The sequence below is a fragment of the Margalitia sp. FSL K6-0131 genome (assembly GCF_038008735.1).
GTDB classification, from domain to species: Bacteria; Bacillota; Bacilli; order Bacillales; family Bacillaceae_C; genus Margalitia; species Margalitia shackletonii.
In genome coordinates, this window is the sequence record NZ_JBBOZS010000001.1 from 2,603,766 (window position 1) to 2,630,119 (window position 26,354).

Annotated in this window: 32 protein-coding genes; 24 read left to right on the top strand and 8 right to left on the bottom strand. The window is 34.8% G+C overall.

Annotated features, from left to right (window positions below):
- The first annotated feature begins 184 nt into the window (after window positions 1-184).
- From NSQ59_RS12655 to NSQ59_RS12665, 3 genes are all read left to right on the top strand, one after another.
- Complete coding sequence (locus NSQ59_RS12655; protein ID WP_055739678.1) at window positions 185-2,143, top strand: GTP-binding protein; 1,959 nt, start codon at window positions 185-187, stop codon at window positions 2,141-2,143.
- Window positions 2,144-2,237: 94 nt separating this feature from the next.
- On the top strand, window positions 2,238-2,525 hold the full coding sequence (locus tag NSQ59_RS12660; RefSeq protein ID WP_055739679.1) for a DUF6509 family protein: 288 nt from the start codon (window positions 2,238-2,240) through the stop codon (window positions 2,523-2,525).
- Between the two features lie 198 nt (window positions 2,526-2,723).
- Window positions 2,724-2,858: a hypothetical protein gene (locus NSQ59_RS12665; RefSeq protein ID WP_280513053.1), complete on the top strand. Its 135-nt coding sequence runs from the start codon at window positions 2,724-2,726 to the stop codon at window positions 2,856-2,858.
- 51 nt (window positions 2,859-2,909) lie between these two features.
- Here the strand turns inward: NSQ59_RS12665 and NSQ59_RS12670 are convergent, their stop codons facing one another.
- The 3 genes from NSQ59_RS12670 to NSQ59_RS12680 all read right to left on the bottom strand — a co-directional run bounded on the left by NSQ59_RS12670 (window position 2,910) and on the right by NSQ59_RS12680 (window position 5,492).
- Window positions 2,910-3,812, bottom strand: coding sequence for a VanW family protein (locus NSQ59_RS12670; RefSeq protein WP_055739680.1), 903 nt, complete (start codon window positions 3,810-3,812; stop codon window positions 2,910-2,912).
- 24 nt (window positions 3,813-3,836) lie between these two features.
- Window positions 3,837-4,685, bottom strand: a complete 849-nt coding sequence (locus NSQ59_RS12675; protein ID WP_055739681.1) for a hypothetical protein — start codon at window positions 4,683-4,685, stop codon at window positions 3,837-3,839.
- 111 nt (window positions 4,686-4,796) lie between these two features.
- Window positions 4,797-5,492, bottom strand: a complete 696-nt coding sequence (locus tag NSQ59_RS12680) for a hypothetical protein (protein WP_055739682.1) — start codon at window positions 5,490-5,492, stop codon at window positions 4,797-4,799.
- Window positions 5,493-5,659: 167 nt separating this feature from the next.
- On the opposite strand from NSQ59_RS12680, the gene NSQ59_RS12685 reads away from it, so the two are divergent.
- The 8 genes from NSQ59_RS12685 to NSQ59_RS12720 all read left to right on the top strand — a co-directional run bounded on the left by NSQ59_RS12685 (window position 5,660) and on the right by NSQ59_RS12720 (window position 12,658).
- The gene (locus NSQ59_RS12685) at window positions 5,660-7,117 is read left to right on the top strand and encodes a sensor histidine kinase (RefSeq protein ID WP_055739683.1); all 1,458 of its coding nucleotides are present in this window, start codon (window positions 5,660-5,662) and stop codon (window positions 7,115-7,117) included.
- On the top strand, window positions 7,114-7,800 hold the full coding sequence (locus tag NSQ59_RS12690; protein WP_055739684.1) for a response regulator transcription factor: 687 nt from the start codon (window positions 7,114-7,116) through the stop codon (window positions 7,798-7,800). The genes NSQ59_RS12685 and NSQ59_RS12690 overlap by 4 nt, the downstream gene beginning before the upstream one ends.
- 337 nt (window positions 7,801-8,137) lie before the next feature.
- Entirely contained in the window at window positions 8,138-8,638 is a 501-nt protein-coding gene (locus NSQ59_RS12695) for a hypothetical protein (protein WP_055739685.1), read from the top strand.
- 15 nt (window positions 8,639-8,653) lie between these two features.
- A complete protein-coding gene (locus NSQ59_RS12700; RefSeq protein WP_055739686.1) occupies window positions 8,654-9,058 on the top strand; it encodes a DUF6220 domain-containing protein in 405 nt (134 codons plus the stop codon).
- Window positions 9,055-9,282 (top strand): SHOCT domain-containing protein, encoded by a 228-nt coding sequence (locus tag NSQ59_RS12705; RefSeq protein ID WP_152982370.1) that lies wholly within the window; start codon window positions 9,055-9,057, stop codon window positions 9,280-9,282. The genes NSQ59_RS12700 and NSQ59_RS12705 overlap by 4 nt, the downstream gene beginning before the upstream one ends.
- Before the next feature lie 355 nt (window positions 9,283-9,637).
- Window positions 9,638-9,934 (top strand): DUF3219 family protein, encoded by a 297-nt coding sequence (locus NSQ59_RS12710; RefSeq protein WP_055739688.1) that lies wholly within the window; start codon window positions 9,638-9,640, stop codon window positions 9,932-9,934.
- Window positions 9,931-10,917: an LLM class flavin-dependent oxidoreductase gene (locus NSQ59_RS12715; RefSeq protein WP_055739689.1), complete on the top strand. Its 987-nt coding sequence runs from the start codon at window positions 9,931-9,933 to the stop codon at window positions 10,915-10,917. Before NSQ59_RS12710 ends, NSQ59_RS12715 begins: the two co-directional genes overlap by 4 nt.
- A 550-nt stretch (window positions 10,918-11,467) precedes the next feature.
- Window positions 11,468-12,658 carry a S53 family peptidase gene (locus tag NSQ59_RS12720; RefSeq protein ID WP_055739690.1) on the top strand — a complete coding sequence of 397 codons (1,191 nt, stop codon included), beginning with the start codon at window positions 11,468-11,470 and terminating at the stop codon, window positions 12,656-12,658.
- Window positions 12,659-12,713: 55 nt separating this feature from the next.
- On the opposite strand, the gene NSQ59_RS12725 is transcribed toward NSQ59_RS12720, so the two are convergent.
- Window positions 12,714-12,872: a Fur-regulated basic protein FbpA gene (locus tag NSQ59_RS12725; RefSeq protein WP_126647015.1), complete on the bottom strand. Its 159-nt coding sequence runs from the start codon at window positions 12,870-12,872 to the stop codon at window positions 12,714-12,716.
- A gap of 148 nt (window positions 12,873-13,020) precedes the next feature.
- Here NSQ59_RS12725 and NSQ59_RS12730 point away from each other — a divergent pair, with 148 nt between their 5' ends.
- From NSQ59_RS12730 to NSQ59_RS12745, 4 genes are all read left to right on the top strand, one after another.
- Complete coding sequence (locus tag NSQ59_RS12730; protein ID WP_055739691.1) at window positions 13,021-14,265, top strand: aminopeptidase P family protein; 1,245 nt, start codon at window positions 13,021-13,023, stop codon at window positions 14,263-14,265.
- Window positions 14,266-14,358: 93 nt separating this feature from the next.
- Complete coding sequence (locus NSQ59_RS12735; RefSeq protein WP_055739692.1) at window positions 14,359-14,925, top strand: hypothetical protein; 567 nt, start codon at window positions 14,359-14,361, stop codon at window positions 14,923-14,925.
- A gap of 21 nt (window positions 14,926-14,946) precedes the next feature.
- Window positions 14,947-15,531 (top strand): hypothetical protein, encoded by a 585-nt coding sequence (locus tag NSQ59_RS12740; protein ID WP_055739693.1) that lies wholly within the window; start codon window positions 14,947-14,949, stop codon window positions 15,529-15,531.
- A 36-nt stretch (window positions 15,532-15,567) separates the two neighbouring features.
- Window positions 15,568-16,032 carry a GNAT family N-acetyltransferase gene (locus tag NSQ59_RS12745; protein WP_055739694.1) on the top strand — a complete coding sequence of 155 codons (465 nt, stop codon included), beginning with the start codon at window positions 15,568-15,570 and terminating at the stop codon, window positions 16,030-16,032.
- Here NSQ59_RS12745 and NSQ59_RS12750 read toward each other — a convergent pair whose 3' ends face one another.
- The 3 genes from NSQ59_RS12750 to NSQ59_RS12760 all read right to left on the bottom strand — a co-directional run bounded on the left by NSQ59_RS12750 (window position 16,033) and on the right by NSQ59_RS12760 (window position 19,078).
- On the bottom strand, window positions 16,033-16,506 hold the full coding sequence (locus tag NSQ59_RS12750; protein WP_280513054.1) for a CBO0543 family protein: 474 nt from the start codon (window positions 16,504-16,506) through the stop codon (window positions 16,033-16,035).
- Window positions 16,403-17,539: a DUF2515 family protein gene (locus tag NSQ59_RS12755; protein WP_055739695.1), complete on the bottom strand. Its 1,137-nt coding sequence runs from the start codon at window positions 17,537-17,539 to the stop codon at window positions 16,403-16,405. The genes NSQ59_RS12750 and NSQ59_RS12755 overlap by 104 nt, the downstream gene beginning before the upstream one ends.
- 168 nt (window positions 17,540-17,707) lie before the next feature.
- A complete protein-coding gene (locus NSQ59_RS12760) occupies window positions 17,708-19,078 on the bottom strand; it encodes an aldehyde dehydrogenase (RefSeq protein ID WP_055739696.1) in 1,371 nt (456 codons plus the stop codon).
- Window positions 19,079-19,205: 127 nt separating this feature from the next.
- Here NSQ59_RS12760 and NSQ59_RS12765 point away from each other — a divergent pair, with 127 nt between their 5' ends.
- The 4 genes from NSQ59_RS12765 to NSQ59_RS12780 all read left to right on the top strand — a co-directional run bounded on the left by NSQ59_RS12765 (window position 19,206) and on the right by NSQ59_RS12780 (window position 22,870).
- Window positions 19,206-20,390: an LL-diaminopimelate aminotransferase gene (locus tag NSQ59_RS12765; RefSeq protein ID WP_055739697.1), complete on the top strand. Its 1,185-nt coding sequence runs from the start codon at window positions 19,206-19,208 to the stop codon at window positions 20,388-20,390.
- Between the two features lie 234 nt (window positions 20,391-20,624).
- Window positions 20,625-21,005, top strand: a complete 381-nt coding sequence (locus NSQ59_RS12770; RefSeq protein WP_055739698.1) for a hypothetical protein — start codon at window positions 20,625-20,627, stop codon at window positions 21,003-21,005.
- The gene (locus tag NSQ59_RS12775) at window positions 20,995-21,486 is read left to right on the top strand and encodes an endolytic transglycosylase MltG (RefSeq protein ID WP_055739699.1); all 492 of its coding nucleotides are present in this window, start codon (window positions 20,995-20,997) and stop codon (window positions 21,484-21,486) included. The genes NSQ59_RS12770 and NSQ59_RS12775 overlap by 11 nt, the downstream gene beginning before the upstream one ends.
- 445 nt (window positions 21,487-21,931) lie before the next feature.
- The gene (locus NSQ59_RS12780; RefSeq protein ID WP_055739700.1) at window positions 21,932-22,870 is read left to right on the top strand and encodes a phosphotransferase; all 939 of its coding nucleotides are present in this window, start codon (window positions 21,932-21,934) and stop codon (window positions 22,868-22,870) included.
- Between the two features lie 73 nt (window positions 22,871-22,943).
- Here NSQ59_RS12780 and NSQ59_RS12785 read toward each other — a convergent pair whose 3' ends face one another.
- Complete coding sequence (locus NSQ59_RS12785) at window positions 22,944-23,162, bottom strand: hypothetical protein (RefSeq protein WP_055739701.1); 219 nt, start codon at window positions 23,160-23,162, stop codon at window positions 22,944-22,946.
- A gap of 156 nt (window positions 23,163-23,318) precedes the next feature.
- Here NSQ59_RS12785 and NSQ59_RS12790 point away from each other — a divergent pair, with 156 nt between their 5' ends.
- The 5 genes from NSQ59_RS12790 (at window position 23,319) to NSQ59_RS12810 (ending at window position 26,280) form a co-directional block, all read left to right on the top strand.
- The gene (locus NSQ59_RS12790) at window positions 23,319-23,813 is read left to right on the top strand and encodes a GNAT family N-acetyltransferase (protein WP_055739702.1); all 495 of its coding nucleotides are present in this window, start codon (window positions 23,319-23,321) and stop codon (window positions 23,811-23,813) included.
- A 112-nt stretch (window positions 23,814-23,925) separates the two neighbouring features.
- On the top strand, window positions 23,926-24,201 hold the full coding sequence (locus NSQ59_RS12795; protein ID WP_244885868.1) for a BlaI/MecI/CopY family transcriptional regulator: 276 nt from the start codon (window positions 23,926-23,928) through the stop codon (window positions 24,199-24,201).
- 27 nt (window positions 24,202-24,228) lie between these two features.
- The gene (locus NSQ59_RS12800; RefSeq protein ID WP_055739703.1) at window positions 24,229-24,822 is read left to right on the top strand and encodes a DinB family protein; all 594 of its coding nucleotides are present in this window, start codon (window positions 24,229-24,231) and stop codon (window positions 24,820-24,822) included.
- A 274-nt stretch (window positions 24,823-25,096) separates the two neighbouring features.
- Entirely contained in the window at window positions 25,097-25,621 is a 525-nt protein-coding gene (locus tag NSQ59_RS12805; protein WP_055739704.1) for a GNAT family N-acetyltransferase, read from the top strand.
- 50 nt (window positions 25,622-25,671) lie between these two features.
- Complete coding sequence (locus NSQ59_RS12810) at window positions 25,672-26,280, top strand: class I SAM-dependent methyltransferase (protein WP_055739705.1); 609 nt, start codon at window positions 25,672-25,674, stop codon at window positions 26,278-26,280.
- Window positions 26,281-26,354 lie beyond the last annotated feature (74 nt).

Sequence of the window (26,354 nt, forward strand, 5' to 3'; positions counted from 1 at the left end):
GGGGAATAATGCCGGAGCTTCCTGAAATGGAACATTACAAATTGTGAAGATTTTATTGTTATTAAGGGAAGCGGAAAAAACGTTTATCAATCGATTAAGTTGTAGAAATTCTTCCAATCTAATAAAGCAGTGTGGTATTTGCTATAATGATATACAACAAGATTTGACATATTGAGGTGCCACAATGAAACATAAAACAATTGGGATTTTAGCTCATGTAGATGCGGGAAAGACCACTTTTGCAGAGCAACTGCTTTTCCATACAAAAAGCATTCCACAGCGGGGACGAGTGGATCATAGAGACGCTTTTTTAGATTCTCATGAAATTGAAAAAGCTAGGGGGATAACTGTTTTTGCTGATCAAGCTATTTTTCGTTATCATGAGTCACACTATACATTAATTGATACACCAGGACATGTTGATTTTTCACCGGAAATGGAGCGCGCCATTCAGGTTATGGATTATGCAATTGTCATCATTAGCGCAGTTGAAGGCGTTGAGGGACATACCGAGACAGTATGGAATTTGCTTAAAAAGCATTGTATTCCTACTTTTTTCTTTATTAATAAAACAGATCGTGTCGGTGCAGATATTCATAGAGTAATAGAGGAAATACGGATAAATTTAACCGAAGACGTTTGTCATATAGATAACTCTTTTATAGATGGTAAAATGGACGAACCATTAATAGAATTTTTGGCGGAGCGGAATGAATGTTTGCTTGATGATTATATGGCGGGTGGCTATGAGAAAAAGACATGGCTGACGGAAATGCAACAGATGATAAAAAACAATGCCATCTTTCCATTAGCTTCAGGATCCGCATTACAGGATGTTGGTATCACTGACTTTTTAGAAAAACTAGATATATTAACAATTACAGATTATGTCGCAGAAACACCATTTTCCGGGAGAGTTTATAAAATTCGATATGATGAAAGCGGAGCAAGAACCACTTTTATTAAAGCATTAAGCGGCACACTTAAGGTTAGAGATGAAATAACTTACGATCATAATGAACAAGAGATAAGTGAAAAAGTCACTCAAATTAGAAAGTATAACGGAAGGAAGTTTCAAATTGTCGATAAGGTAGAAGCAGGTGAAGTATTTGCTCTAACTGGATTATCAGCTGTTGCAGCTGGGGATGGCTTAGGCAGCATTCAGGAAAAGGCACACTATGAAATGATTCCAACCCTTAAATCAAAGGTAATTTTTGATCCTACCTTAAATGTGAAAGAAGTATTAAAATGCTTTCGAATGTTAGATGATGAAGATCCTTCCCTAATGGTCGCTTGGGAGGAGAAATTTCAAGAAATTCATATTCATGTAATGGGAACCATTCAACTCGAGGTTCTTGAACAAATTGTTCACGATCGGTTTGGATTTAAAGTGCTATTTGAAAAACCTGAAATTTTATATAAGGAAACGATTACTTCAGAAGTAGTCGGGTATGGGCATTTTGAGCCGTTAAAGCACTATGCCGAGGTTCATCTTCGATTGGAACCTGGCGAGAGACAAAGTGGAGTGAGATTTGTAAGTGATTGTCACCCAGATGATTTGCAGGTAAGTTACCAAAATTTGATTCGACATCATCTATTTGAAAAAGAACATCGAGGGATTCTCACTGGCTCGGCACTGACAGATATTAAGATTACTTTATTAACCGGACGAGCACATATTAAACATACGAGCGGCGGGGATTTTCGAGAAGCAACTTTAAGGGCTTTGCGACAGGGACTTGAGAAGGCAGAAAACCAATTATTAGAGCCTTATTATGATTTTAAAATAAAGGTAGATATAGAACAAATGGGCAGAGTTCTATCCGATGTGCAAAGTGCATATGGGAATTTTCAAAATCCAGAGACGGCAGGAAATAAAGCAATAATCAGTGGAAAGGTTCCCGTCGCGACCTTTATGGACTATGGAACCATTCTAGCTTCCTTTACGCAAGGAAGAGGGACTATGAGTCTTGTTTTTGGAGGCTATTATCCTTGTCATAATCAAAATGAAGTAATGGAGAAGATCCAATATGATAAGAATGCTGATCCCGAATACACATCTTCCTCCATCTTTTGTTCAAAAGGAGCAGGTTATTCCGTTCCTTGGGATGAGGCGGAAAGCAAAATGCATTTGCTGAAGTAATAAGTGAAAAGTTATTTATTATTCCTAATTGAAGTGTATAATAATGAAGATGTTATCACACAAATGAATAGAGGAAAAAGAAAGGACGTAAGAAATGGATATTACTGGACATACAGTCGAACAACTTGAGGATCCAACAGGAATCTTATCCGGGGATCGTTATGAATTTATACTAAATATCGAAGTCCCGGAAGATGATGAGCTATATTCCGAAAACGGTTTATATATAAAAGCTATATATGTCGATGAAGGCAACCAATCACGTGTAGCCCAATATCATATTTTTGAAAAAGTAACAGACCGTTATCTTGAGTTTGAACTAGAAGAAGATGAGGAAAAATTATTAAAGGATTTTTGCAGAGAACATATTAGTGATATGTAATAGATTGCCTCTCACCCTAACGGATTCTATTCCTCTTTTAAAATGTTGATGGTATGGGCAATGGAAAATTTTTATTATGATTGCAAGACAACCACAGAGTTGTGAAAAAATTCTGTGGTTTTTTGTGTTCATTTAATTCAGCCCATTTCCGGTTATTTTCTATCATTTTAACTTTTTATAAGAGGTGAAGGACTCATGATGAAATTAAGGATAATAAAAAAAGTGGTGGAAACTGTAAAAAGTGCTGTATGGTTAAAGAATTTAGCTCGAAAACTTTCAGCCAAAATCAAAAGCTACCGACGAACATTTCAACAAAATGTTAAAATGGGATAATCGTAAAAAATCAACGTTAATTATTAAGAATTGGTTTTAAACTAAGTAGTTTTAATGTTCCCGACTTACCTCTATTGGCAATTTCTTTGGGGCACTCGGGACATTCTTTGGTTTGTAGTAAATATCTTCAGAAGATAACACAACTACGAATAATTGCCCTCCAATTACCCTTGCACGAATAAGTAAGGGCTGATTGTGAGGATTTTTAAATTTAAAATCAGGTCCATACCAGCTTACAGTCGCGTCCCTGTTAGGGGGAACATATGGAACACGCCTGCTGTGGGAATAGCGTTCGGTAATTTTGACACTTGCCTTGTCAACGGCATTGAACAAAGTGGAGGATACTTGACAAATTCCACCGCCGATACCTTCTGAAAGTTCCCCCCGAACAATGACAGGAGCAGGAAGATAGCCTTTTGCAATGGTACGCTTTCCAACTACCTTATTAAAAGAAAAGGTTTCACCAGGAAAAATAACATGTCCATTAATAGCATTTGCAGCAAGACGGATGTTATGAGTCCGTTCTTTATTAGAGCTGTTGAAATAGGTAACATATCGGCCAATGCTTTTCCCTCTCAAATTTTCGAGAAGCTCACTATCTACTCGTGGATAGAGAGTTTGGAGCGGGACTTCAAACGTTGCAGATCCTTTTTGATAATAAGAGGTATAAAACATATCTTTAAACTGATTTTGATCAAGCTTATATCCGGGTATTTCGCTTATCATATTTCCATTTTCATCTATCGTTGCATTAATTGGATTTTTAAAAGCCTTTTTTCCAACCTGGTCAACAAAAAAATCGAATTTATCTTCATTTATGATTGGATGAAATGGAGGCAGAACAAAATCAGATTTTTGGACGGTATCAATCGTAGTACCATCTAATTTTAAATGAATGCTGTTTTCTTCTGAAGGATAAAAGGACATTAATAGTAAGCTTAAGAAGAGTTTCATATTTCGGCCTCCATAAAAATGCATTTACTTCTTGGTTAGTTTCATCAATGGGTCCATATTAATTTTCCAAGGTGAAATTGGTGATGTTCGTATTAGGTGAAAATCGATATTTGCTTTTATTGGTCCAATATTTTTAACTAATAAACTGACTTCAACTGGGATTTCTGCTTCCAATGCGAAAGGGTCTGGTTCATCAGCTGATAAAAGTTTCCAGTTTATCGCTTCAATTTTTTTCATTTTTTTGAGCTCTTTTTTAACTTGTTTTTTATTGGTTATTGCCACTTTGTTAACTAAGCCTGGATCACCATTTTTAATAAATACTAAAAAAGTAGTTGTTAATTGATTTGGTGAGAGATCACGCACGAAATCATCTATTGTACCACCGGCTTTGTTAATCATCACCTGATGAGATAAGTCTGATCTTTCGGAACGATGAGTTACGCTGCCTTTAAAATGAATACAAAAATGACCTTTAAATCCATTATCCAATGCACCGGCACCGTGTGGCATTCCATGCATGGACGCAGCAATTAATTTGTTATCAGCTTGTATAAGAATAGCCCTTCTTCTCCAGCTCCAATGACCGTTATAAATTTCCTTCATTATTTTAGTATCTTTCCTCGTTAATGGCTGTACATCCGCATGATATCGTCCTGCTCGTCTTTGAACACGAAAGCTTTTCCCTGTTTCGACATCAATAACGGTAAATTTAGAGTAGCGTGGTAGCAATTCATTTACCATTGCCCAATGAAGCATCTCAATGTGAAAATCTAAAGGATATTCTTCGTTATTCGTATTTTCTGCATATGTAGGTGATACACCAAAACCCCCAACCAAAAAGAGCGAAATAAATACATAAACGATTATTCTCATTTTTGTTTCCTCGAGTCCTCCATGAATTTACCATTATTTTTAACTATTAACCGAGAAGAATAGCTTAAAAATTATGGAAATAGAGTATGGTTAAGGGGAAAAATAAAATATTTATTTGATCTTTACCATATTTTTGGCTTTTCTTTGTGTTAAAATTCGAATTTTATAAAGGAACCACGATTTTAGAAGAGGTTCCTTTGCATGATGAGATGCAACTTTGGAAAGAAAATAAAAGTCTGCTGGTTCCACATCTATTTTTCCAATCGGTGTTACGGGTTCTTGACTAACCCATTCATCGAAGTGTATAGCTCCTGATTCAACGTGCTGAAAGGTTTTCTGAGGTAAAATATATACGGTCCCATTCGTCCATGGATTGTTCCGAAATGTTTCATGGGTCAAGGAATAAAAATGATATTTATGTTTATTATCCGCAGGAATGCAGCCATTTCGAAAATTCGAATAAACGCTTTCTTTTCGAAAAACAGCATAAAAAATCGACCATATGGGGTCCTTCGTTGCAAAAACAGCGTTGACAGATTTACCGTTAAAAAGAGTTTGGTTCCTTGGTTCAAAAGTATGAATAGATGGATGATTTGAACCATGTAATATAAGCTGTTTATTTTCAGCTAAGTAGGATAAGAACTTATATTTTGGTATTGGCAAGTTATATTCTAATTTAGGAAGGTCCTCTTTAGCTAATCTTTCAAAGAGGAGCTCAAATTGTTCTTTTTCATGAGGTGACAGGTTTATTGATGGAGATGGGAACAGAAGAAGCCTTAATAATAAATTGTAAAACCTTTTTTTCATTCATAAACCTCCGAAAAGTTATTTATTAATACTTTCAAGAAGATTTAAAAAAAACCCTTTTTACATGATATATTCGATTTAATAAATATTTAAGATTTTGTTTATTCTCCGTTTAGAAATAGATGCTATTGTTCAAATTATTGTCTTAAAATGGAGAGGGTGAAATAATGTCCATTCGAAAACGGTTATTTATTTCCAATGCAGCAATGGTGTTGATGCCAATTTTCGTGTTAATCCTTTATTTTTTATTATTGGGTATCGTATTTAGTGGAGATATAAAAATATTAGGCAGTAATTTTCATCAAGGCTGGCAGCGTCCGGAATCAAGTAAGAATACGAACATATTCAATCAACTCATTAAGCTTACATCAACAAATTCCGAAAAACTATTAGATGAACATTATATTGAATCGATAACAAAAAATATGGAGAAAAACCATTCGGGTATCATTATTCGAAAAGGGAATAAGATTCTGTATAAATCAAAATATGTACTGCATGTTTCAAACGCTGACTTTCCAGTGTTCGGTAAGGAAGGATATGATCCCGTGGTATGGATTGGTCATAAGCAATATTCCATGAGACAGCATGACTTTTACTTTAGAGATGGAATGGAAGGTTCCATATTTTTAGTTGATAAAGGCATCAATTTTATGCAAATTGCCAGAAGATATTTCCCGCTCATCTTTTTTGGCATAGTGCTTATTCTAGTCGGAACGAATGCGTTGCTTTCTTACTTTATGTCAAGAAGTATCTTAAGACCTGTTAATCAATTATCTGTTGCTGCTGAGAAAATCAGTAAGGGACAATTAGATTTTCATCTTGAGACATCAAGTAAGGATGAATTAGGAAAATTGGTGAAAAGCTTTGACCAGATGCGAGAGAAATTAAAAGAATCTTTGGAATTAAGAGAGCGATATGAAAACAATCGCAAAGAACTAATAGCAAATATTTCTCACGATTTAAAAACACCTATTACTTCCATTCGAGGTTATGTGGAAGGAATTATGGATGGTGTAGCAAATTCAAAAGAGAAGCTGCAGAGCTATCTTAATACGATACACGCTAAAGCGGAGCATATGGCCCATTTAATTGAGGAACTATCCTTATATTCCAAGTTGGATGTCAAAAGCGTGCTGTTTCAATTTGAGAAGGTGAAAATGAATGCTTTTTTGGAGGACTATATAGAAGAGTTAAGAATGGAAAATAATCAAGCTTTGGAAGTTTCTTTTATCGCGGATAATGTATTAACTGCTTTAGTAGATCGTGATAAGCTTATTCGTGTGATGAATAATATTATTCGAAATAGTATGAAGTACAATAATAAAGAGATTTGTAAAATAATGATTTCATTGCAGGATATGGGAAAAGAAGTGTGTGTCTCGGTTAAGGACAATGGCCCAGGTGTTTCATCCGAAGATATTAACCGCATTTTCAATCGTTTTTATAGGGCAGATCCTTCAAGAAATTCAAAAACGGGCGGAAGCGGTCTTGGATTAGCCATTGCAGCGCAGATTATTGAAGCGCACGGAGGGGAAATTTGGGCAGAACAATCTACAGGAGAAGGTCTAACCATCCGTTTCACATTAAAGAAACCCGAAAATGATGGTGGTGGTTACGAATGAAAAGAATATTAATCATCGAAGACGATCAAAGCATTGCAGAACTTGAAAGAGATTATTTAGAAATAGAAGGCTTTGAAGCATCTATTGTAGAAGACGGGAAACATGCAGTGGAAATGGCACTTAACGGGAACTTTCACTTAATTTTGCTAGATCTGATGATCCCTAATGGAAACGGATTTGAGATTTGTAAAAAACTAAGAAAAACAACGGATATTCCTATTCTAATGGTGACTGCTAAAAATGAAGATATTGATAAAATACGCGGGTTCGGTCTAGGTGCCGATGATTACATAGTGAAACCGTTTAGTCCAAGTGAACTTGTTGCAAGAGTGAAAGCGCATCTTGCCAGATTCGAAAGACTCATTCGAAAATCAGCACCTGTTGATGATTTACAAATCCGAGGGCTTTATATTAACAAGGCTTCAAGACAGGTATTTGTTCATGAAAAGGAAATTGTTCTGACTGCACGAGAATTTGACTTATTAATATTTCTAGCTATTCACCCTAATCAAGTTTTCAGCAAAGAGCATTTATTTGAGCGGATTTGGGGCTTGGATTCAATGGGAGATACGTCAACAGTCACCGTACATGTACGGAAAATACGAGAGAAAATAGAAGCGGATCCTGGTAATCCAATGTATATTGAAACGGTATGGGGAGCGGGGTATCGCTTTAAGGGTTGATAATAGTCGTTCTTTATCTCTTGAAAGAGGTGAAGAGCGGCTTTTTTATATTTATCAGTTAACCTTGTGGAAAATTTATTAGCGGAAACAGCCATCGGTAGCGCGTTTCTAGTCTCCTTCTTATGGGTAATGGAATCAAAACCTTAAACTACTTCGTTGTGTTTCCTTGGGTCTCGCCGAAGATGACGTAGGTGAAATGCACTTCCATTTTTTCACTTATCCATACACAGATAAGCAACGCACTAAACACATTTGTTTTAATAAATATTTAAGAATTGGTTAAGAGCGGGTTTATATTTCACACCTACAATATAGCTTGTTGGAAGAGAAATTATGAATGAAGGGGGAGAAAGGACTGAAGCTTTCAATAAAATCCAAAAAGCTGCTGGTTACACTTCATCTTATTTTTGCAGCGATAATGTTAGGGAATATGATAACCTTTCTGATTTTCAGCATTATTGCGGCAGAAGGAGATCAGCAAACAGCAATTATGTGTTTTCATGCAATGAACATTTTATCCGAAACATCTGTTCGGGCATCGACAATTGGAGCAACCATAACCGGTATATTTCTGTGTATATGGACGAAATGGGGATTATTTCGTTACTATTGGATACTTGCAAAGGAAGGACTGACATTGCTTGCAGTAGGAATAAATTTATGGGGAATGTATTCATGGACCATGCAAGCTATTATTGCTAAGGAATCTGATATAAATGGTTTAATTAATCAAGCATATCTTTGGACAGGAATTTTTTTGCAAATTATCTCGTTGGTATTGATGTATGTCATTTCTGTATTCAAACCATGGGGAAAAAGAATGATCAAAAGAAAGTAAAGGAGGGAGATTCCTTTGAATCAAAAAAAATACGGAAAAAACATAATTAGAATCATATTTGCGATTTTCTCTACACTTTTTTTAATTGGTTTATTTGTTCAAGTGTTTTTAGCGGGATTTGCCATTTTTGTCGATATTGGAAATTGGTCATATCATGAAATCTTTGTGCGATTTTTTGAATTTATTCCGGTTGGAATGTTCATTCTATCGTTCTTCGGGAAAATACCAAAGATGTGGAAATGGCAAAGTGCAAGTTTGTATTTAATGATTATTTTGCAGTATGTAACTGCTATCCTTATAGGAAAAGTACCATATATATCGGCACTTCATCCGGTTATTGCATTGCTCTTATTCTGGAGAGCGATTGTGGTAGTACAGGAATCTATAAAATTAATAAAAAACACGAGGAGTGAATCATGATGCATCATTGGGGACATTTTTATCCATTTTGTTTTCTATTTATTATATTAATGATTGGCTTAATCATTGCCAATATAAGAATGTGGCGTGGCAGAAGGGGCTATTGTTCCAATCGACAATATCCGGATGCATGTTCAATTCTTGATAAGCGACTTGCATCTGGAGAAATTTCAGTGGAGGAATATGAAAAACTAAAGGAAATATTAATAAAAAATATAAAATAAGGATGGAAGACAATTTCATTTATTGTCCACTTTCTTGATATGTATATTAGATTATAAAAGAAGTTTGTTCTTTATTCGAACTTCATCTACAAAATTATAGTTTTTTGTAAATTGATTAATTCCCTCGACAATAGACTGATAAAAGTAATCATACTAATCTGTCTATTGTGGAGGGATTTTTTTATGAAGAAATTAGAATGCCATAGAAAAAATAATGAAGAATCAGGCATTGTCATTGCTCTTAAAGACGGTATTGGTTTGAAAAAATTTTAGAAGGGACTAAAAACAGTAAAGTTGCTCTATATAGGGTGTAATGCTATTATTTTCGTACAAATCGAAAAGGGGGTTGACTTACTTGGTAAAAGAAATAATATTGGACGATACTACTATTCAGGTAGAACAATATGAGGAAGTAAAGCAAAATGATCTTACGAAAATAACGATTGATTTTAAAGTCACAAGTGAAATGTATCATGATATTGCCGTACTTCTGTATAGAGAGACATTCAATGTGAAGGTTCCGGAAAGGGGCTTATCATTTAGAGGAAGTATTTCTCAATATTCCACATCCATCACAAATTTATATAAAGAAGACCAGGTTGCTGATTATAAAGTCAGTTTGTTGGAATTAGAGAGCGGTGGGAAGGGATGAAATTAAGTATTTTAGATCAAGCTCCTATTTCTTCGAATCAGTCTGCAAGAGATGCTTTAATAGCTTCAGTTAAATTGGCGCAAGCGGGCGAAAGGTTAGGATATACACGGTATTGGATTGCAGAACATCATGATCTTCCTGGACTGGCATGTTCCGTACCAGAGGTGATGCTAAGTTATATAGGAGCAAATACATCCAATATAAGAATTGGTTCTGGAGCTATTCTTTTGCCTCATTATAAGCCATATAAAGTTGCCGAAATCTTTAATATGCTTGCAACCCTGTTTCCTGATCGCATCGATATTGGGATTGGAAGAGCGCCAGGCGGATCGGCCCAAGTGACAAATGCGTTATCGGATAATTTTCTGCAAAATGTATATCAGATGCCAAACCTCATTAAGGATTTGCTGCATTTTCTTGATGATGATTTTCCTGCCGAGCACGACTATGAAAAAATAAAAGCCTCACCAGTTCCAACTGTTTCACCCATACCTTGGCTTCTTGGTACGAGCAAAAAAAGCGCCTTGCTTGCAGCGGAATATGGAATGGCTTATGCTTTTGGAATGTTTATGAGCGATCAAGACGGTCAAGAAATTATTCAACAATATAAGAAAGCTTTTAAGCCACGAAAGTCCGGTCAAACACCAAAAGTAATTCTGACCGTTACTGTTATATGCGCTGAAACAACAGAGAAAGCAGAAGAAATTGCATTGAGTGCACGTGTTTGGTCTTTACAGCAAGAGAGAGGAGAAGGAAACAATGGTATTCCTTCGTTAGACGAAGCGAAGAATTATTTACAAGACCATTCAGAATCAATAAAAAGTAATAATATGATCGTTGGAAATCCTCAGGAGGTCAAGAAACGTCTAATGGATTTACAGACGCATAATGGAGCAGATGAAATAATGATAGTAACCATTACACATTCCTCCGTCGATAAAATTCGTTCTTATGAATTATTAGCAGATGCATTATTAGACTAAAATATACTTTATTTAAAACAACGGAGCTTCTAGTATTCCTTTTTTACTGGAAGTTTCGTTTTTTTATGTTAAAGGTGACAGAGAGTAATATGGAATTTAAAAATTTTTTTTTGCGAATAAGGTACAATACCCAGGTAAAAAGAAAGGGGAAATTGGAAACTTGATACCACATTCAAATTGAAATAAGTGAATATAAAAATATTCATATATATAAATCCAACTGAATGGATAGGAGAAGTCGGCACAAGATTATTTTAAAAAACCATATTTTAGCAAAAAATTATATTGATATTCTATTTCATTCTCATTTTATTCAATTAAATAGGCAGCTATTTATCTGTGATTATTATTTCTCATTATAGTATAAAGCTGGGTTTTATCTCGTATTTGTCATAGTGCAAAGGAACTAAAGTACATGCATTATAAATATTCGGTATATTCCGAAAATGAATCAAAAGATTCATTTACTTTACTATATGAAAAAACTAAAATTTATTCACAGATTCACCATTTTTTGTCTTTTAATTAAATTTAGGGGAGGAAAAAACGAATGAAAAAGTTTTTTAGAAAGGCTGAATTTGGATTTGCTGCTGCATTAGTTTCCTTTGGTGTTTTTGCTGCATCCTCATCTGCGAGTGCACAAACGGTAACGCATTCTAACCAGTTTGATAGTTTAGTAGCACAGCATCCTATTCACTTTAAGCACAACTCAGGTAATGGAAAACCCAATGCGGTAACTGGTGTTTTTAACCCCACAGATATTAAAAAGGCATATGGTATTGATCTTTTAAACAAAACAGGAAAAGGCCAGACAATAGCTCTAGTCGAGGCATACGGAAGTCCAACCATCGAAAATGACTTGCAAGTTTTTAATCAACAATTTGGGCTTCCGGCAGCCAATATTGAAGTTGTCTATCCACAAGGAAAACCCAAAACGGATGGAGGCTGGGCACTGGAAACAGCATTAGATGTGGAATGGGCACATGCTATTGCGCCTGATGCAAAAATCTTGGTTGTTTCAGCTAAATCAGCATCTATAAATGATTTACTTGTTGCAGAAGATTATGCAACAAGCCACGGTGCAACGATTGTATCTAACAGTTGGGGAGGATCGGAATTTTCAGGGGAGGCATCATATGATAGTCACTTTAATCATAGCGGGATTACCTATTTGGCATCCTCTGGTGACAACGGTCAAGGAAGCTCCTGGCCAGCCTCATCGCCAAACGTAGTAGCAGTTGGCGGTACAACGCTAAGTGTAACAAGTAATGGAGATTATGCCGGTGAATCTGCATGGTCTGGTTCAGGTGGTGCATTAAGCTCCTATGAAGGTATACCTGTATATCAATCAAATTGGACTAGTGTAGTAGGTTCGAAACGTGGAATACCTGATGTCGCATTTGATGCAGATCCTAACACAGGTGTATATGTGTACACTAGTACTAGGAATCAAGGACAACAAGGATGGTTCCAGGTTGGCGGCACTAGCTTTAGTGCACCGGCATGGGGAGCCCTTATTGCATTAGCAAATGAAGGGCATTCACAATCATTATCCAGTTCAGAGGTTTTGAATAAAATTTATAGCCTTGCTGGAACAACTGGCAGCATTGGATACAAAACAAACTATCATGATATTTTAACAGGAAGTAATGGTTATTCAGCTCAAGCAGGATATGATATTGTAACAGGGATCGGAAGTCCAATCGCCAATCAATTGGTCCCTGTTTTAAATACAAAATAATAGTTTAATAGATATTGTTGCCAAAAACTCTGCCCTCATGCAGAGTTTTTGCTTTTTAGTCATGATGTGGTCTTGATTGATACGTATTTTCCAGTTCACTTAAAGTGAGATTATATAATTGACGCCCCGAAACTTTGTAGATTCCTGCGTCCAGCAATTTTTGAATATAAATTTGTTTTCGTTTTTCGAGTGGGTTGCGAATAATATTTGACATATATTGGACTCCTTTCCTCTTTTATCTTTTACCATTTGTCTGTTTCTAATTCATCTCCTGCAGTTTTAATATTTATAAAAAATTCAAATAGTATAGTATAATGAAATTATAAAAAAAATAATAGAAATTGCAGAGGAGAGAAATGATCATGAATAAAGATTTTTTTGTACATAATCGTGAAAATTTATATGAAAAATTAGAGGATCAGTCAATACTCGTTTTATTTGCCGGCAAAGCGCCTCAAAAATCAGCGGATGAAGCATATAAATTTGTTCCGAATCGGAATTTTTACTATGTAACAGGTGTTAATGAACCGAATAATATTTTTCTTGCAGTCAAAAGAGATAATAAGGTAGAAGAATACTTGTTTATTGTCAAATCTGATCCTGTTTTAGAAAAATGGGTAGGAAAAACAATTTCGGTAGAAGAAGCAAAAGATCTATCCGGTGTAGAAAATATTCAATTTACCGAGCAATTCGAATCCTTTTTTGCCAGAACTGTCTCTTCTCTTCAAACTGCAAATGTCTATGTAGATCTGGAAAGAAGTGAATTAGATACTTTAACAACGAAATCACAGCAATTTGTCAAACAACTTCAGACCAACTATCCATTCCTGCAAGTAAAAAATGTCTATCCTGTTATTTGTGATTTAAGACTTTATAAAAAAACGGAAGAAATTGAAAAAATAAAACAGGCAATCGAAATTACCAAAAAGGGTATCTATAACCTGATGAGCAATGCAAAGCCAGGAATGAAAGAATACCAGCTTGAAGCACATTTTGACTTTGTGTTGAAAACAGAAGGGGTAAAAGATTTCGCTTTTCCTACCATAGTAGCGAGCGGCCAAAATGGAACCGTTCTTCATTATGATAAAAATGATGCGGTAGCCGAAGATGGCAGCCTAGTTCTCCTTGATTTAGGTGCTCAGCATGACTACTATAGCGCAGATATTAGTTTTACTTTCCCTGTAAATGGGAAATTTACGGAAAGACAAAAAACTTTCTATAATATCGTTTTAAGAGCATTAAGAGAAACCACAGACCTTATTAAGCCCGGTGTTCCATTTACCAAGTTAAATGAACATACAAAAAAGGTATTAGCAGAAGAATGTATGAAGCTCGGTTTAATTAAAGAAGAAAGTGAGATCAGCAAATATTATTATCATGGTGTCAGTCATTCATTAGGTCTTGATACACATGATGTTGGAAATTACCGTGATAAAGTTTTAGAGCCAGGAATGGTGTTAACAGTGGAACCAGGACTATATATTGAAGAAGAAGGCATTGGCATTCGTATTGAAGATGATGTGTTGGTAACAGAGAACGGTAACGAAAATCTTTCCAAAGATATTATTCGTTCCATTGAAGATATTGAAGCATTTATGAATAAATAATTATTTCCCCTCTCTTGAAGAATAATACAAGAGAGGGGTTTTTATTTAAGAACACCTCCAAATCTTTTTTGCTTTTTATAAGGAGGACATGCAGTGAAAAAATGGATTATCATCTTTCTAGCAACTGTTTTTATCCTTTTTATGGCCATTTTAACGATATTTTATCTAATTAAAGGCGACTCTTCCAGATGGCAAGTAGCATTAGGCGGGATCATTGTTGGTGCTATTCCGCTATGTTTACTATTTCTAAAAGAAAATCCCTTTAATATACCGACAATCATTGCGTATTATGTATTTTTATTTTGCACCACTTATTTAGGTTCCATTGCCAGTTTTTATCTACACTACAATTGGTGGGACAGTGCTCTTCATCTGTACAAAGGGGTATTTGTTGGCTGTATTGGCATTACTTTAATAAAAGTATTCATCCGTAAATCGGTGAGCCCTGAAATTTCTCGGTGGATTATTTTTCTTTTTGTTGTGTCTCTTGCAGTTATAGCGGGCATATTATGGGAAGTGTATGAATTTTTAGGGGATCAATTCATAACTCAGACAATGCAGCGGGGCGGCAATACGGACACGATGATTGACTTGATTGCAGGTCTTATTGGCGGATTATTGATTGCCATTTACGGTGCTGTCCGAAAACTGCGAGTTTAAATATTTCTTTGAGGTGATAAGGTGAATCGAAAAATTGTCATTACCGTAAGTTTGTTATACATCGTTTTTATGGGGATTTTGGCATTTTACCTTTTTCCAAATGAAGAATCAAAAAAGGCTTGGGTTGCTGTTGGCGGTGTAGTTTGCGGTGCAATTCCGTTATTTCTGTCCATTTTCACGAAGCTGAAATTAAATTTGCCTATTATCATTTCTTATTTTATTTTTTTATTTGGTTCTCAATACCTTGGTTCGATTCGTGGATGGTATGGCCTCGGCTGGTGGGACACCTTTATTCATTTTATTAGCGGCGGTATTCTTGCTTTCACGGCTATTGCCTTATATGAAAGGCTTGTACATCGAAATGCCGGAAACGATATTTCTCCTTGGTTTGTCTTTTTATTTACATTTGGATTTGCTGCACTTGGCGGCGTGTTGTGGGAAACATATGAATTTAGTTGTGATCAATTTTTTGGAACAACGATGCAAGGCGGTGGCAATACAGATACGATGACTGATTTAATCGCGGATATTCTAGGAGGGTTGGTGATTGCGGTATACTCTGGTATTAGAACGAAGATGAAGTTGAATAAGCAAAATACAATATAACTTCATACAATGTTCGAAAAAGTTAAGGGTGATTGTATGAATATCAGAATCGCACGAACAAATATGGAGGAAGCACAAGAATTGTTAAACATTCAAAAGCAAGCCTTTCAATCAGACTTAGAAAAATATAGAGACTTTGCGACAAATCCTGCTGCTGAATCGTTGATATCTTTCATTCAAAGGATTCTAATTTCACAGCACTATACTATTTTTATCGATGAAGAAATAGCCGGTTCCATTGATATTAGAAAAATTTCAGAGGATCATTATTTGTTAAATCAGCTATGTTTAAACCCGAAATGGCAAAACCGCGGATTCGGGTCAAAAATCATGAAGATGATGGAAGAAATGTTTCCTAATGTAACAATATGGAGTTTAAAAACACAAAAGGACAATGCGAGAAATCGCCATTTTTATGAAAAAGCAGGTTATTTTTTCATTGGGGAACAAAGGATGACTCATCAGCTCACCTTAGTGGAATATGAGAAAAGGCTTGGCTGATTAATGATTCAACGCCTGATAATAAATATAAATAAAAGATAAATAAATTATATATCCTATTAAAGAATAAGTATGTTTCCAGGATTCAAGATGAATAAAAAAACCAAATGATTCCGATATTCGTTCGAAAACGGACATAAACAAACTGATGATGAAAATGAACCATATTTTTTGCCAAGATTTTAATAGATTGCTAACGAAAAGAAACAGACAGATGAAAATAGGAAGTCCAAAGAGAGTAAAGGCTACGTTAATTTGGAATACATTAGGCAATGGCCGCTTCGGAAAAACGTATATTCCTTTCCCGACAAAAAATAAGTCGAGATAGGTTCCTATTAGGGCACCAATAAATATTGTTGATAACAAAGCATTAATAGAAATGGGAGATTGCTTTTTTTGTGTTTGCAGCAAGCTCCAGTCTTTCGAGTGTTTTACAATATTCTTCTTCAATTTTATCCTCTGCCTTTTCGTCATTTTCTATTAAGTAATAAATAATTCTCCAGTCTTTATACCAGTCTATTTTTTCTGCAGGTCCATGCTCTACATTTTTCCAAGCAAATTCAAGTTTCGGACTATAGATTTTCGTTGCACCCGGTAGCAATTGGCATGATTTTAATTTTGGTTTAAATATACTTCCAGGAAGTCCTTCGTCCACATCATTAAAAATATGTGGCCAATAATCCTTTCTGGAACCAGTATGGGGAGTAGTAGTTGCCCATTTTGTTAACATGTTTAAGCGATTTTGATTACTGAATAATATAGAATATAGCCGCTTCCCTAATAAAATTCGTTCGTGCAAGGACTCAAAATGATGGAGTGTTTTACCTACTAACTTTATCTGTTGGTGAAAAAAATAGGGAAATAAAATATGGTTCATAGAGAGTAAATCTTGAAGCTTAAATTCTAAGGAACTGAAAATTTCCTTTTTATAAATTGGATTTTTCATTACTCTTAATTCTAAATAGCTTTGTTCATTAATAATTTGCGCAACAGTTAGGATATAAGTATCATGTTGAACCCAAAAGTAGTTCCAAATCACTTCCATAAACAGGGACACATTTAGATGCCTCAATAAGTAAAACAAGTTTTGGTTTCTTTTTAAGCTTTCTTCATAAAGTAAAAATTGGGGAAATACATCTTGAAATATCAGCCAATTTCCCCTTTCTAAAAAAGCGAAAAAAGAAGCAGCTTCCTTTTTAGATAATAGTCTGGTGAGCAGTCCGCCTTTTAAATCTGTCATATTCCAGCCGCCATTCCTGGATACCATATGTCCGAGAAAAGCCCAGTGTACTTCAGGGTGCCGGTTGTAAAATTCCAGATATGCTTTTGTTCTTGTTACATTATTAATGTTTAAGCTGCTTGTTTGCTGCCTAATCTGTTGAATAAGCGAGCTTTCCCCGTTTGTAAGCTCATTTACAAAGGATAATTTCCCTTTTTTCTTTAATTCACGCTTGATGTTAATTAGTGGTTCCGAAAGTTGTTGTTTCTTTTGATGTAGTAGCTTCATTAGGTATTTAACCTCCTTTACATTAGGAGAGGTTGTCATTCGGGATATCCACATTTAAACATGGAAGTTATTAATCAGTTTATTAATTCATTTCAACATTCATGATACATGATGTTATCTTCGTGAAATTGTGTAATAAATAAAAAAACAAAGCATCTTAACGCCTTGTTATTTTAAAAAACGCTTGATTTTTTTAAGCCCATTTTTCATATTCGGATATCGATAAGGTATATCGAATAATGTTGTTTGTTTTAAGACACTTTTTTGATGGGAAAAAGTATCAAAGCTTCCTTTACCATGATAGGCTCCGATCCCACTATTACCAACTCCTCCAAATGGTAAGTAAGGGGATGCAAAATGGTATACAGTATCATTAATGCACCCTCCGCCGAAGGAAACGCTCTGAAGGATTTCACGCTGTACCGTATGACTTTCCGTAAAAAGATAAAGGGATAGCGGTTTTGGATGTTTCTGAATTTCTCCGATGACTTCCGATAGATTGTTATATTCTAGTACTGGAAGTATAGGGCCGAAAATTTCATCCTGCATAATGAGGTCTTCCCAAGAAATATTCGTAATAACAGTAGGCTCCATTTTATTAAGCTGTCCATCCGTTTTTCCACCAATAATAATCTCACCATTTTTTAAAAAGGATGCTAACCTGTTGAAATGTTTTTCACTGACAATGTGGGTGAAGTTTTGATTTTGAAGCGGTTGTTCTCCGTATAAATCTTCAATTGCCTCTCTTAAATGAAATAAAAATTCATCCTTGATCTGATGGTGAAGATACAAATAGTCAGGTGCAATACAAGTTTGTCCTGCATTCATAAATTTTCCCCAGGCGATTCGTTTTGCTGCCAGTTTTACTTTTGCATCTTTATGAACAATACAAGGACTTTTACCGCCGAGTTCTAATGTAACAGGTGTTAAGTTTTTAGCTGCCGCTTCCATAATCATTTTTCCGACCGGCACACTTCCTGTAAAGAAGATATAATCTGTTTTTACTTGCAAAAGTGCAGTACTTGTTTCTACACCACCTAATACAACTGAAATATACTCTTCCGGGAAAATGTCTTGAATGATGGAAGCGATTATTTCCGATGTTTTTGGCGTTAATTCAGAAGGCTTAATGATGGCACAATTGCCAGCTGCAATAGCCCCGATTAAAGGTGCGATGGCTAACTGGAACGGATAATTCCAAGGGGAGATGATAAGCGCAACCCCATATGGTTCTGGATAAATAAAGCTTTTGGAGCCAATATGTGTTAACGGTGTTTTCACGCTTTTCGGTTTGCTCCAAGCTTTTAGATGCTTTAAAGTAAAACGAATTTCTTCCAGTACTACTCCAATTTCGGTTGAATAAGAATCAAATTCGGATTTGTTTAAATCTGATTTTAACGCATTCATTAATTCTATTTCATTTGTTTGAATAGCGGATTTTAACTTTTGAAGAGCATTCAAACGAAATGGAATGTCCTTAGTTTCATTAGTTTTAAAATATGCTTTTTGTTTTTCTATTAATGTGGTGTAGTTTTTCATGGAACCTCCAAGAATGTAATCATAACTCTATTTAGTAATATCTGCTAAAATATTCTACAATAAAATATATTTTTTCGTTATAATTAAATTACTTTTTTTAAAAAGGATATTTTTGAGGTGAACAAAAATGAATATTACACTATCTAGAAAAATGGAAGCTTTTCAAACTTCTATTTTTAATGAACTTGGTGCTTATAAAAAACAAAAAATAAAAGAAGGCATGGAAGTAATTGATTTAAGTGTCGGCAGCCCTGATCTTCCACCTCCAGACTATGTGATAGAGGAGTTAACGAAGCATGCCAGTAATCCTTTAGAATATGGTTATGCTATGATCGGCTCAGATGAACTTTATGGAGCGATTAAGGATTATTACTATCGTCAATATCAAGTAAGTCTGCATCCAGAAAATGAAGTTTTAGTCGTTAAAGGTTCCCAAGATGGTTTAGTGCATTTGCCGATGTTATTGACCAATCCTGGAGATATTGTGCTTGTACCTGATCCGGGATATACCGCTTATGCAGTAGGAATTTCCATGGCAGACGCTACTCCTTACCCTATGCCATTAAAGGAAGAAAATCAATTCTTGCCTGATTTAGAAGAGATTCCTGAGGAAATTCGCTCGAAAGCGAAGCTTATGATTTTAAATTTTCCGGGCAATCCTGTACCTGCACTTGCAACGAAGGAATTTTATCAAAAGGTTGTAGAGTTTGCGAAGAAGTATAATATTGCCGTATTACATGACTTTGCATATTCTGAGCTTTACTATGAGGAGAAACCAATTAGTTTTCTTTCTGTAGAGGGTGCTAAAGAAGTAGGAGTGGAGTTTAATTCATTTTCCAAAAGCTTCAACATGGCAGGATGCAGAATAGGTTATGTTATGGGAAATCCAATGATTGTAGATGCTTTGAAGCGTTTTAATTCGAATCTTGATTTTGGAGTGTTTACCCCCATTCAAAAAGCGGCTATTTCTGCTTTGCGTCATTCCTCAGAATTCAATGACAATTTAAGAGAGATATATAAAAGACGAAGAGACATTTTGATTAATGGCTTGAAAGAAATAGGCTGGTTAATCGATCCACCGAAAGCTTCCATGTTTATATGGGCAAAAATTCCTGAGGGATATACATCGAAGGAGTTTACATATAAATTAATAGATGAAACAGGGATTGTTGTTATTCCAGGAAATGCCTTTGGTATAGAAGGGGAAGGCTATGTCCGAATAGGCCTTGTTCAAACAGAGGAAGTATTAAAAAAGGTTGTTTCAAGGTTGAAGGAAAGTGAAATTTTTCCGGTTGATTCGCTAGTCTATTAAAACTATTTAATATAAATATATTACGAAACTAAAGAACCTTTCAGAGGATGCTCTGTAGGTTTTTCTTTTTGCAAATTTTGCTAAATTTTGGATGGGTAACTGTGGTAACAAAGGTTCATTTTGTCGAATCCTTGCGACTTTCGATGGATTTACACATTTTAAATCGAAAAATATTCATTTCCCGTGTATAATAAGAACTTGTACGATCTATTCAAAAGAAGGAGGACATTTTTGATGGAATGGACTTTAGCCATTTTGTTTGTAGTGTCAGCTTTACTACTCATCATCTCCATTATAATGACCCGTCGAGCTTCAAAAGCAGAGCAAAAAGGAATTGATATGGTTCACTTATCCGTGATGGACGATATCAACAATATGCAGGATTCTATTCGGAATCTTGAGTTTGACATAGAAATTATGATGAAGGAAGCGGGAATTCAACTTTCTTCGGAGAAAAGAGCTATAATGCGTGAAGTACTAGACTTATATAAACGAAAATATTCGATCGAAAGTATTGCAGCTCAAAAGCAAGTATCTGAAAATGAAATAAAACAAATACTTTCTTCTTACCTTGGATCAAAGGATGAAGGGGGTAAAGTTGCAAATGAAATTTAATTTATTAGGTGGCTTTGCAGCGGGTTTATTTATTGCCACAAGCATTAGCGGCGCCGTTTACTTCTCTAGTAAAAATGAGGCTGCAAATACCCCTGCCAAAGTAGTAAAAACACAAACTAAAACATCTGGACTGCCTTCCGAAGAAGAGATGAAAAATAAACTTGTATCTGCAGGTTACATAGTCCAAACAAAAGCTGAATATGATAAAAATATTGCGGATGCAAAGGCGCAAACACAAAAGAACACTTCATCGAAGAATAATGATTCTAAAATTGTGTATCGAGCGGTCGTTAACGTTTCAAAAGGGATGACTAGTATCGATGTAGGTAAACAGCTTGTAAAAGCTAAATTAATCAAAAATGCCTTTAAGTTCTCAAAAATAGTAGAGAAAAAAGGTGTTGAAAATCATTTACGTCCTGGATCCTATGCAGTGGATAGCAGCATGAATTATGATCAACTAATAGCTGCAATATTTAAATAAGTTACTAAAAAACACTTTCTTCTTTATGGGAAAGTGTTTTTTAGTAATTTATTATTAAATTATTAGTATATTAACTGTTAAAATTTTGATATTCTCTTAAACATAAGAAAATCTTCTGGAAGTTAAAAAGGAGTTATTGGCATAATGGGGTGTCAGAAACTTTCGATTGGGATCATGTTGTTCAATTTGGAACATTGGCTATTGTTTTAGTCAAAAATGATCAAGCTGCATAGACGATATCGTTAAATCAAAATTTCACGGTTCATTCTGATGCATCCATTCCGCCAGCAGGTGAAATTAGTTTATACAAAGCAACAATGCAAAGAAATCAGCCGATTACATTACATTTCACATCCTTGTGAAGAGATTTTTACCAACATGCTTGCTTAAAAGAAAGTGAAGTTTATAGAATTAAGGATATTTGTAATATTATGGGGGGATAATGATGAAGGGGAAAGATATTTTAACAATGTTTGGTTTTGATGTCCAAGAAGAACCACAGAGTATTTATGCATTTTCACCTGTATATCATGTGAAGAATGAAACAGGGGATATCATTATCAAACGTACTCAAAGCTTATTAAAGCACGGCAATCAGTTAATGAATTTTATAAATTTATTAAATCAAAGTGGAATCTCAGTCGTGTCGCCAATTTCATTACCGGTGGAGAATCCGCAGCTAATTGGTGATGAGACTTTTGTAGCTTATCCTTTTATTACGGGTAAAACCTATACCAGTACCAAGGAAGAAATCTTTGAAGCTGGGAGATTGTTAGGTAGAATTCATGACTTTTCTCCAAGCAGGAATACATTTGATTTATTAAAATATGATGTTTTTGATTTTAATAAGGAAGAAGTGGAAGAATCCGTTCAAAATATCGAAAAATATTCCAAAAAGAATGGAGTGCAGATTAATAGCTTGCTATTGAAGGAAAAACTATTAAAAGCAGTTTCTCAACAAAATGAATTAAAGAATAGTTCACTGCCATGGGTAGCAACTCCGCATGATTACAAAGCGAATAATTTGATTTTTACACCAGCACCTTATTTAATTGATCCTGACAACGCATCTTGGATTCCTAGAATATTTGATTTGGCTCTTGCCTTGCTGCTATTTCATAACGAATTAGAATCTGCTCCAAAACGAATTTTTACACTTGAAGAATGGAGTGCGTTTATCAGCGGTTATGGGGAAGTAATTACCTTAACGGAGTTGGAAAAAGAATATTGGGAAAAGGCGCTGGAGCATGTGTTCCTTGATGAAGTAATGTGGCTCATGGCTGAAGTGGAGGAGGATTGGTTCAATCCATCACAGCAAAAGCTATTTGTCAGCTTAATTGAATTTATGACATCCCCTTTTGATAAGTACAAATTAGCATTCTAACGAAAGTGAAAATAAAACTTCCTAAAAAAAACTGTAGAGGTATCTTCTACAGTTTTTTTTAGGAGCAATATATTTAACGTTTTTTCTTTTTGTTATCTTTAGCAAGTGTTTGGGACTTAATGACCTGCTCAAATAATACTTGAACATGAATTTGATTGTCATCCAATTCTCTTACACTTAAAACTTTGCCTTTTCTCCCTTTGATTTTAATATTGTCATCGACAACAGGGATATTTTTAAGCAGCTGACTTAGAACTACGGTTTTGTTATCAAAGAAATGAACTATAGCCATTTTTTGGTCGCCCCTTTAAATTATTTTCTCCTTTTAAAATATTGGATCGCATGCAAATTTAGACCGAGTTTATAAGAAGCCGGAAAAATTTCAAGATGCTAAAAAAAATGTTAGTATACTAATATCAAAATTTATTTTAGAAGAGGATGTAAAACAATGATGCGCAAAGGAAAAATGGAAGATGTTCCTGCCATTATGAAAATGGTTCGGGAGACAGTTGAAATTATGAGGGAAGAGCATAATGATCAATGGGATGAAGCATATCCAACAGCTACCATCTTTGAAACGGATGTCCAAAATGGTACTTTGTTTGTTTTAGAGGATGAAGGAAACGTGATTGGTTCAATAACGGTTGATCAAAATCAACCAGTTGAATATAAACTGATTCCGTGGCGAAAAGAAGGCAGTTCCTTTATATTTCACCGACTTGTTGTCAATCCGCATTCCAGAGGGAAAGGTGAGGCAACAAAACTTATAAAATTTGCTGAACAGTATGCGATTGATAACCAAATTCCTTATATGAGGATAGATACATACTCTTTAAATAAAAAGGCGCAAAAATTATTTGAAAAGAATGGCTATATAAAAGTAGGAGAAATGCCTTACCATGGAAAAACTCGGCCGTATTTTTGTTATGATAAATTTCTTTAATTTATTTTCCTGAAATTAGGCACATTTTACAGCAAAATGTGCCTTTTTATTTTTATACCATCAAAAAATCAAAAGTGATAAAAATTTATCTTAGACTAGGAAACATAAGATAGTGGAGAAAGTATCGAAAAAAATTCATTGGAAACCCAATACCATTCAGACAATGCTTGTGCGCTTAGTGAAGAAAAAAGCATTACAAACAAGAAAGGAAGGCAGAGCATTTATATATACATCTCTTGTTCAAGAGAACGAGTATGTGGAGCAAAAAAGTAAATCATTTCTAAAACAATTTTTTGGCGGTACGTTAAACTCCATGGTATTAAATTTTATTGAAAATGGATCAACTGTCAAAGGAAGATATTGCAGAACTGAGGAGTATTTTATCTGAGAGGGATACGAAGGACGGGGGAAAATGATGGATACCATTATACTTCGCTTTTTAATAAGTACGGCAGTGGTATCCTTCCTCGTCTTAGTAATCCTATTAATAAAAAAATTATTTAATAAGCATATGTCTCAGCAAACACATTATAAGATTTGGTATTTTCTTTTTATGCCACTAATTTCTTTCCTGATCCCACCGGATTTTTTACGATTAGGAGATATACTACCATTTTTGAAAAACTTACTTTTCATGAAAAGAGATACGGTAATGAACAACGGGAGTATAGATAGACTAGATGATTCCCATTCGTCCAATAATGATATTCTGCATAATTTCACCGTATCTGTGAACAAGTCAACTTCAGATATTTTCTATCATACTTTTATTGTATTTTGGATCATTGGCCTGGCTATATTCATTGGAGTCACCATTTATGCAAACTATCAGATCCACCAAATAAAAAAGTCAGCTGCGACTATTAAAGATCAAAAAAACAGATCAAACAAAGAATCCAAAGCATTGCTAATTACTCACGAGTTCCATCATAAAGGGCAAATCGTAGCAATGTTACGACAAATGGGGTATGAACCCCCAAATACAGATATATTAGGTACAGAAGACTAGTTTATTTAAAATTTAGGGACAAAATTTGAATTCATTTTTATCGCTTTTTATTGAGAAGTTGCAAAATTCTTGGATGATTTGTTTCTTCATTCTTTCAATTGGAAGCTAATCTGGATATGTTGGTATCAAAGCATGATACCTTCCAAGGGCAGATGAAAAGTATTTTAAAGTAAAGAAGTCGAAAGACATATATCAATACAGGTAATATATTTTTACATAAAGGATTTTAATTTTCATAAAGACAGAGTAATTAAATTATGAAAAGGGAGAGGAAATTTTGGAAAGAAGAAACCAAATTATTCACATAAAACCTTGGGAGGAAAATGATCTTGAATTACTTTTTCAAATAAATTCTCCGGAAATGACGCGTCATCTTGGTGGTCCAGAGAATAAAGAACAGATTTTGAAACGACACCAACGCTATCTTGAGCTTTGCAATAGTAGTATGGGATGTATGTTTAGCATTGTATTGTTACCGGAATTAGAATCAGTTGGTTCTATCGGATACTGGCAAACTTCATGGAAAAATGAAGATGTATATGAAATGGGGTGGAGTGTTTTACCATCTCATCAAGGGAAAGGAATAGCTACAATTGCAGCAAAGTTAATGATAGAAGAAGCTTCAGCACATGCCAAATATAAATACATTCACGCCTTTCCTTCCATCGATAATCCTGCATCAAATGCAATTTGTCGAAAGCTAGACTTTGAATTTATCTCTGAATGTGAATTCGAATATCCTCAAGGTAGTTTTATGCGTTGTAATAATTGGCGTTTTAAACTAAATTCAGGTAAATAGATAAGTAATAGTTAAAAGAGGTAGAAATCAATCTCTTAGGAAGTGAGCAAATGAAAAAAGAAAAGTTAATTAGAAAATATGATAAACAGGTAAAAATGTATGAAAATAATCGTAAAAATCAAAAGCTTGCCGGATTGAGGAATAAAATTATAAAAAAAGCCTACGGAAAAGTTTTAGAGGTTGGTGTTGGAGCTGGAGCAAACTTTCCTTACTATGATAGGAATAATGTTGAGGTAACAGGAGTAGATTTTAGCTTTGAGATGATTAAGAATGCCAAAAGAGCAGCATCTATTTTTCAAGTAAAAGCAAAATTTATTCAGGAAGATATTGATGAGTTAATCTTAGAAGACAACTCTTTTGATTGCATCGTATCAACCCTCTCGCTTTGCAGTTATCCTGAGCCAATTTTAACTTTAAATAGATTTAATAGTTGGTGCCGTGAGGATGGGATCATCTTGTTGATGGAACATGGTTTGAGCTCTAATCCAATCCTATCCGTTACTCAAAAAATGATTGACCCACTATATACTAAGATATCTGGGTGTCATTGTAACAGAAATATCAATAAGATAATTGAAAAATCTAATCTTCAGGTTGATCAAATCGAACGTTATTGGTCAGATATCATCTATTTGGTACAAGCAAGACCCACTAAGTAAAAGTTCAATACTTTTTCTATAAAACTCTTATCTAAAAAGTTACCATTTCATATAATATAAATCCTACTGGTAGG

Coding starts and splice junctions, on each gene's coding strand:
- NSQ59_RS12655 (WP_055739678.1), top strand. CDS start 185: ATGAAACATAAAACAATTGGGATTTTAGCTCATGTAGATGCGGGAAAG.
- NSQ59_RS12660 (WP_055739679.1), top strand. CDS start 2,238: ATGGATATTACTGGACATACAGTCGAACAACTTGAGGATCCAACAGGA.
- NSQ59_RS12665 (WP_280513053.1), top strand. CDS start 2,724: ATGAAATTAAGGATAATAAAAAAAGTGGTGGAAACTGTAAAAAGTGCT.
- NSQ59_RS12670 (WP_055739680.1), bottom strand. CDS start 3,812: ATGAAACTCTTCTTAAGCTTACTATTAATGTCCTTTTATCCTTCAGAA.
- NSQ59_RS12675 (WP_055739681.1), bottom strand. CDS start 4,685: ATGAGAATAATCGTTTATGTATTTATTTCGCTCTTTTTGGTTGGGGGT.
- NSQ59_RS12680 (WP_055739682.1), bottom strand. CDS start 5,492: ATGAAAAAAAGGTTTTACAATTTATTATTAAGGCTTCTTCTGTTCCCA.
- NSQ59_RS12685 (WP_055739683.1), top strand. CDS start 5,660: ATGTCCATTCGAAAACGGTTATTTATTTCCAATGCAGCAATGGTGTTG.
- NSQ59_RS12690 (WP_055739684.1), top strand. CDS start 7,114: ATGAAAAGAATATTAATCATCGAAGACGATCAAAGCATTGCAGAACTT.
- NSQ59_RS12695 (WP_055739685.1), top strand. CDS start 8,138: ATGAAGGGGGAGAAAGGACTGAAGCTTTCAATAAAATCCAAAAAGCTG.
- NSQ59_RS12705 (WP_152982370.1), top strand. CDS start 9,055: ATGATGCATCATTGGGGACATTTTTATCCATTTTGTTTTCTATTTATT.
- NSQ59_RS12715 (WP_055739689.1), top strand. CDS start 9,931: ATGAAATTAAGTATTTTAGATCAAGCTCCTATTTCTTCGAATCAGTCT.
- NSQ59_RS12720 (WP_055739690.1), top strand. CDS start 11,468: ATGAAAAAGTTTTTTAGAAAGGCTGAATTTGGATTTGCTGCTGCATTA.
- NSQ59_RS12725 (WP_126647015.1), bottom strand. CDS start 12,872: ATGTCAAATATTATTCGCAACCCACTCGAAAAACGAAAACAAATTTAT.
- NSQ59_RS12730 (WP_055739691.1), top strand. CDS start 13,021: ATGAATAAAGATTTTTTTGTACATAATCGTGAAAATTTATATGAAAAA.
- NSQ59_RS12745 (WP_055739694.1), top strand. CDS start 15,568: ATGAATATCAGAATCGCACGAACAAATATGGAGGAAGCACAAGAATTG.
- NSQ59_RS12750 (WP_280513054.1), bottom strand. CDS start 16,506: ATGACGAAAAGGCAGAGGATAAAATTGAAGAAGAATATTGTAAAACAC.
- NSQ59_RS12755 (WP_055739695.1), bottom strand. CDS start 17,539: ATGAAGCTACTACATCAAAAGAAACAACAACTTTCGGAACCACTAATT.
- NSQ59_RS12760 (WP_055739696.1), bottom strand. CDS start 19,078: ATGAAAAACTACACCACATTAATAGAAAAACAAAAAGCATATTTTAAA.
- NSQ59_RS12765 (WP_055739697.1), top strand. CDS start 19,206: ATGAATATTACACTATCTAGAAAAATGGAAGCTTTTCAAACTTCTATT.
- NSQ59_RS12770 (WP_055739698.1), top strand. CDS start 20,625: ATGGAATGGACTTTAGCCATTTTGTTTGTAGTGTCAGCTTTACTACTC.
- NSQ59_RS12775 (WP_055739699.1), top strand. CDS start 20,995: ATGAAATTTAATTTATTAGGTGGCTTTGCAGCGGGTTTATTTATTGCC.
- NSQ59_RS12780 (WP_055739700.1), top strand. CDS start 21,932: ATGAAGGGGAAAGATATTTTAACAATGTTTGGTTTTGATGTCCAAGAA.
- NSQ59_RS12785 (WP_055739701.1), bottom strand. CDS start 23,162: ATGGCTATAGTTCATTTCTTTGATAACAAAACCGTAGTTCTAAGTCAG.
- NSQ59_RS12790 (WP_055739702.1), top strand. CDS start 23,319: ATGATGCGCAAAGGAAAAATGGAAGATGTTCCTGCCATTATGAAAATG.
- NSQ59_RS12800 (WP_055739703.1), top strand. CDS start 24,229: ATGGATACCATTATACTTCGCTTTTTAATAAGTACGGCAGTGGTATCC.
- NSQ59_RS12810 (WP_055739705.1), top strand. CDS start 25,672: ATGAAAAAAGAAAAGTTAATTAGAAAATATGATAAACAGGTAAAAATG.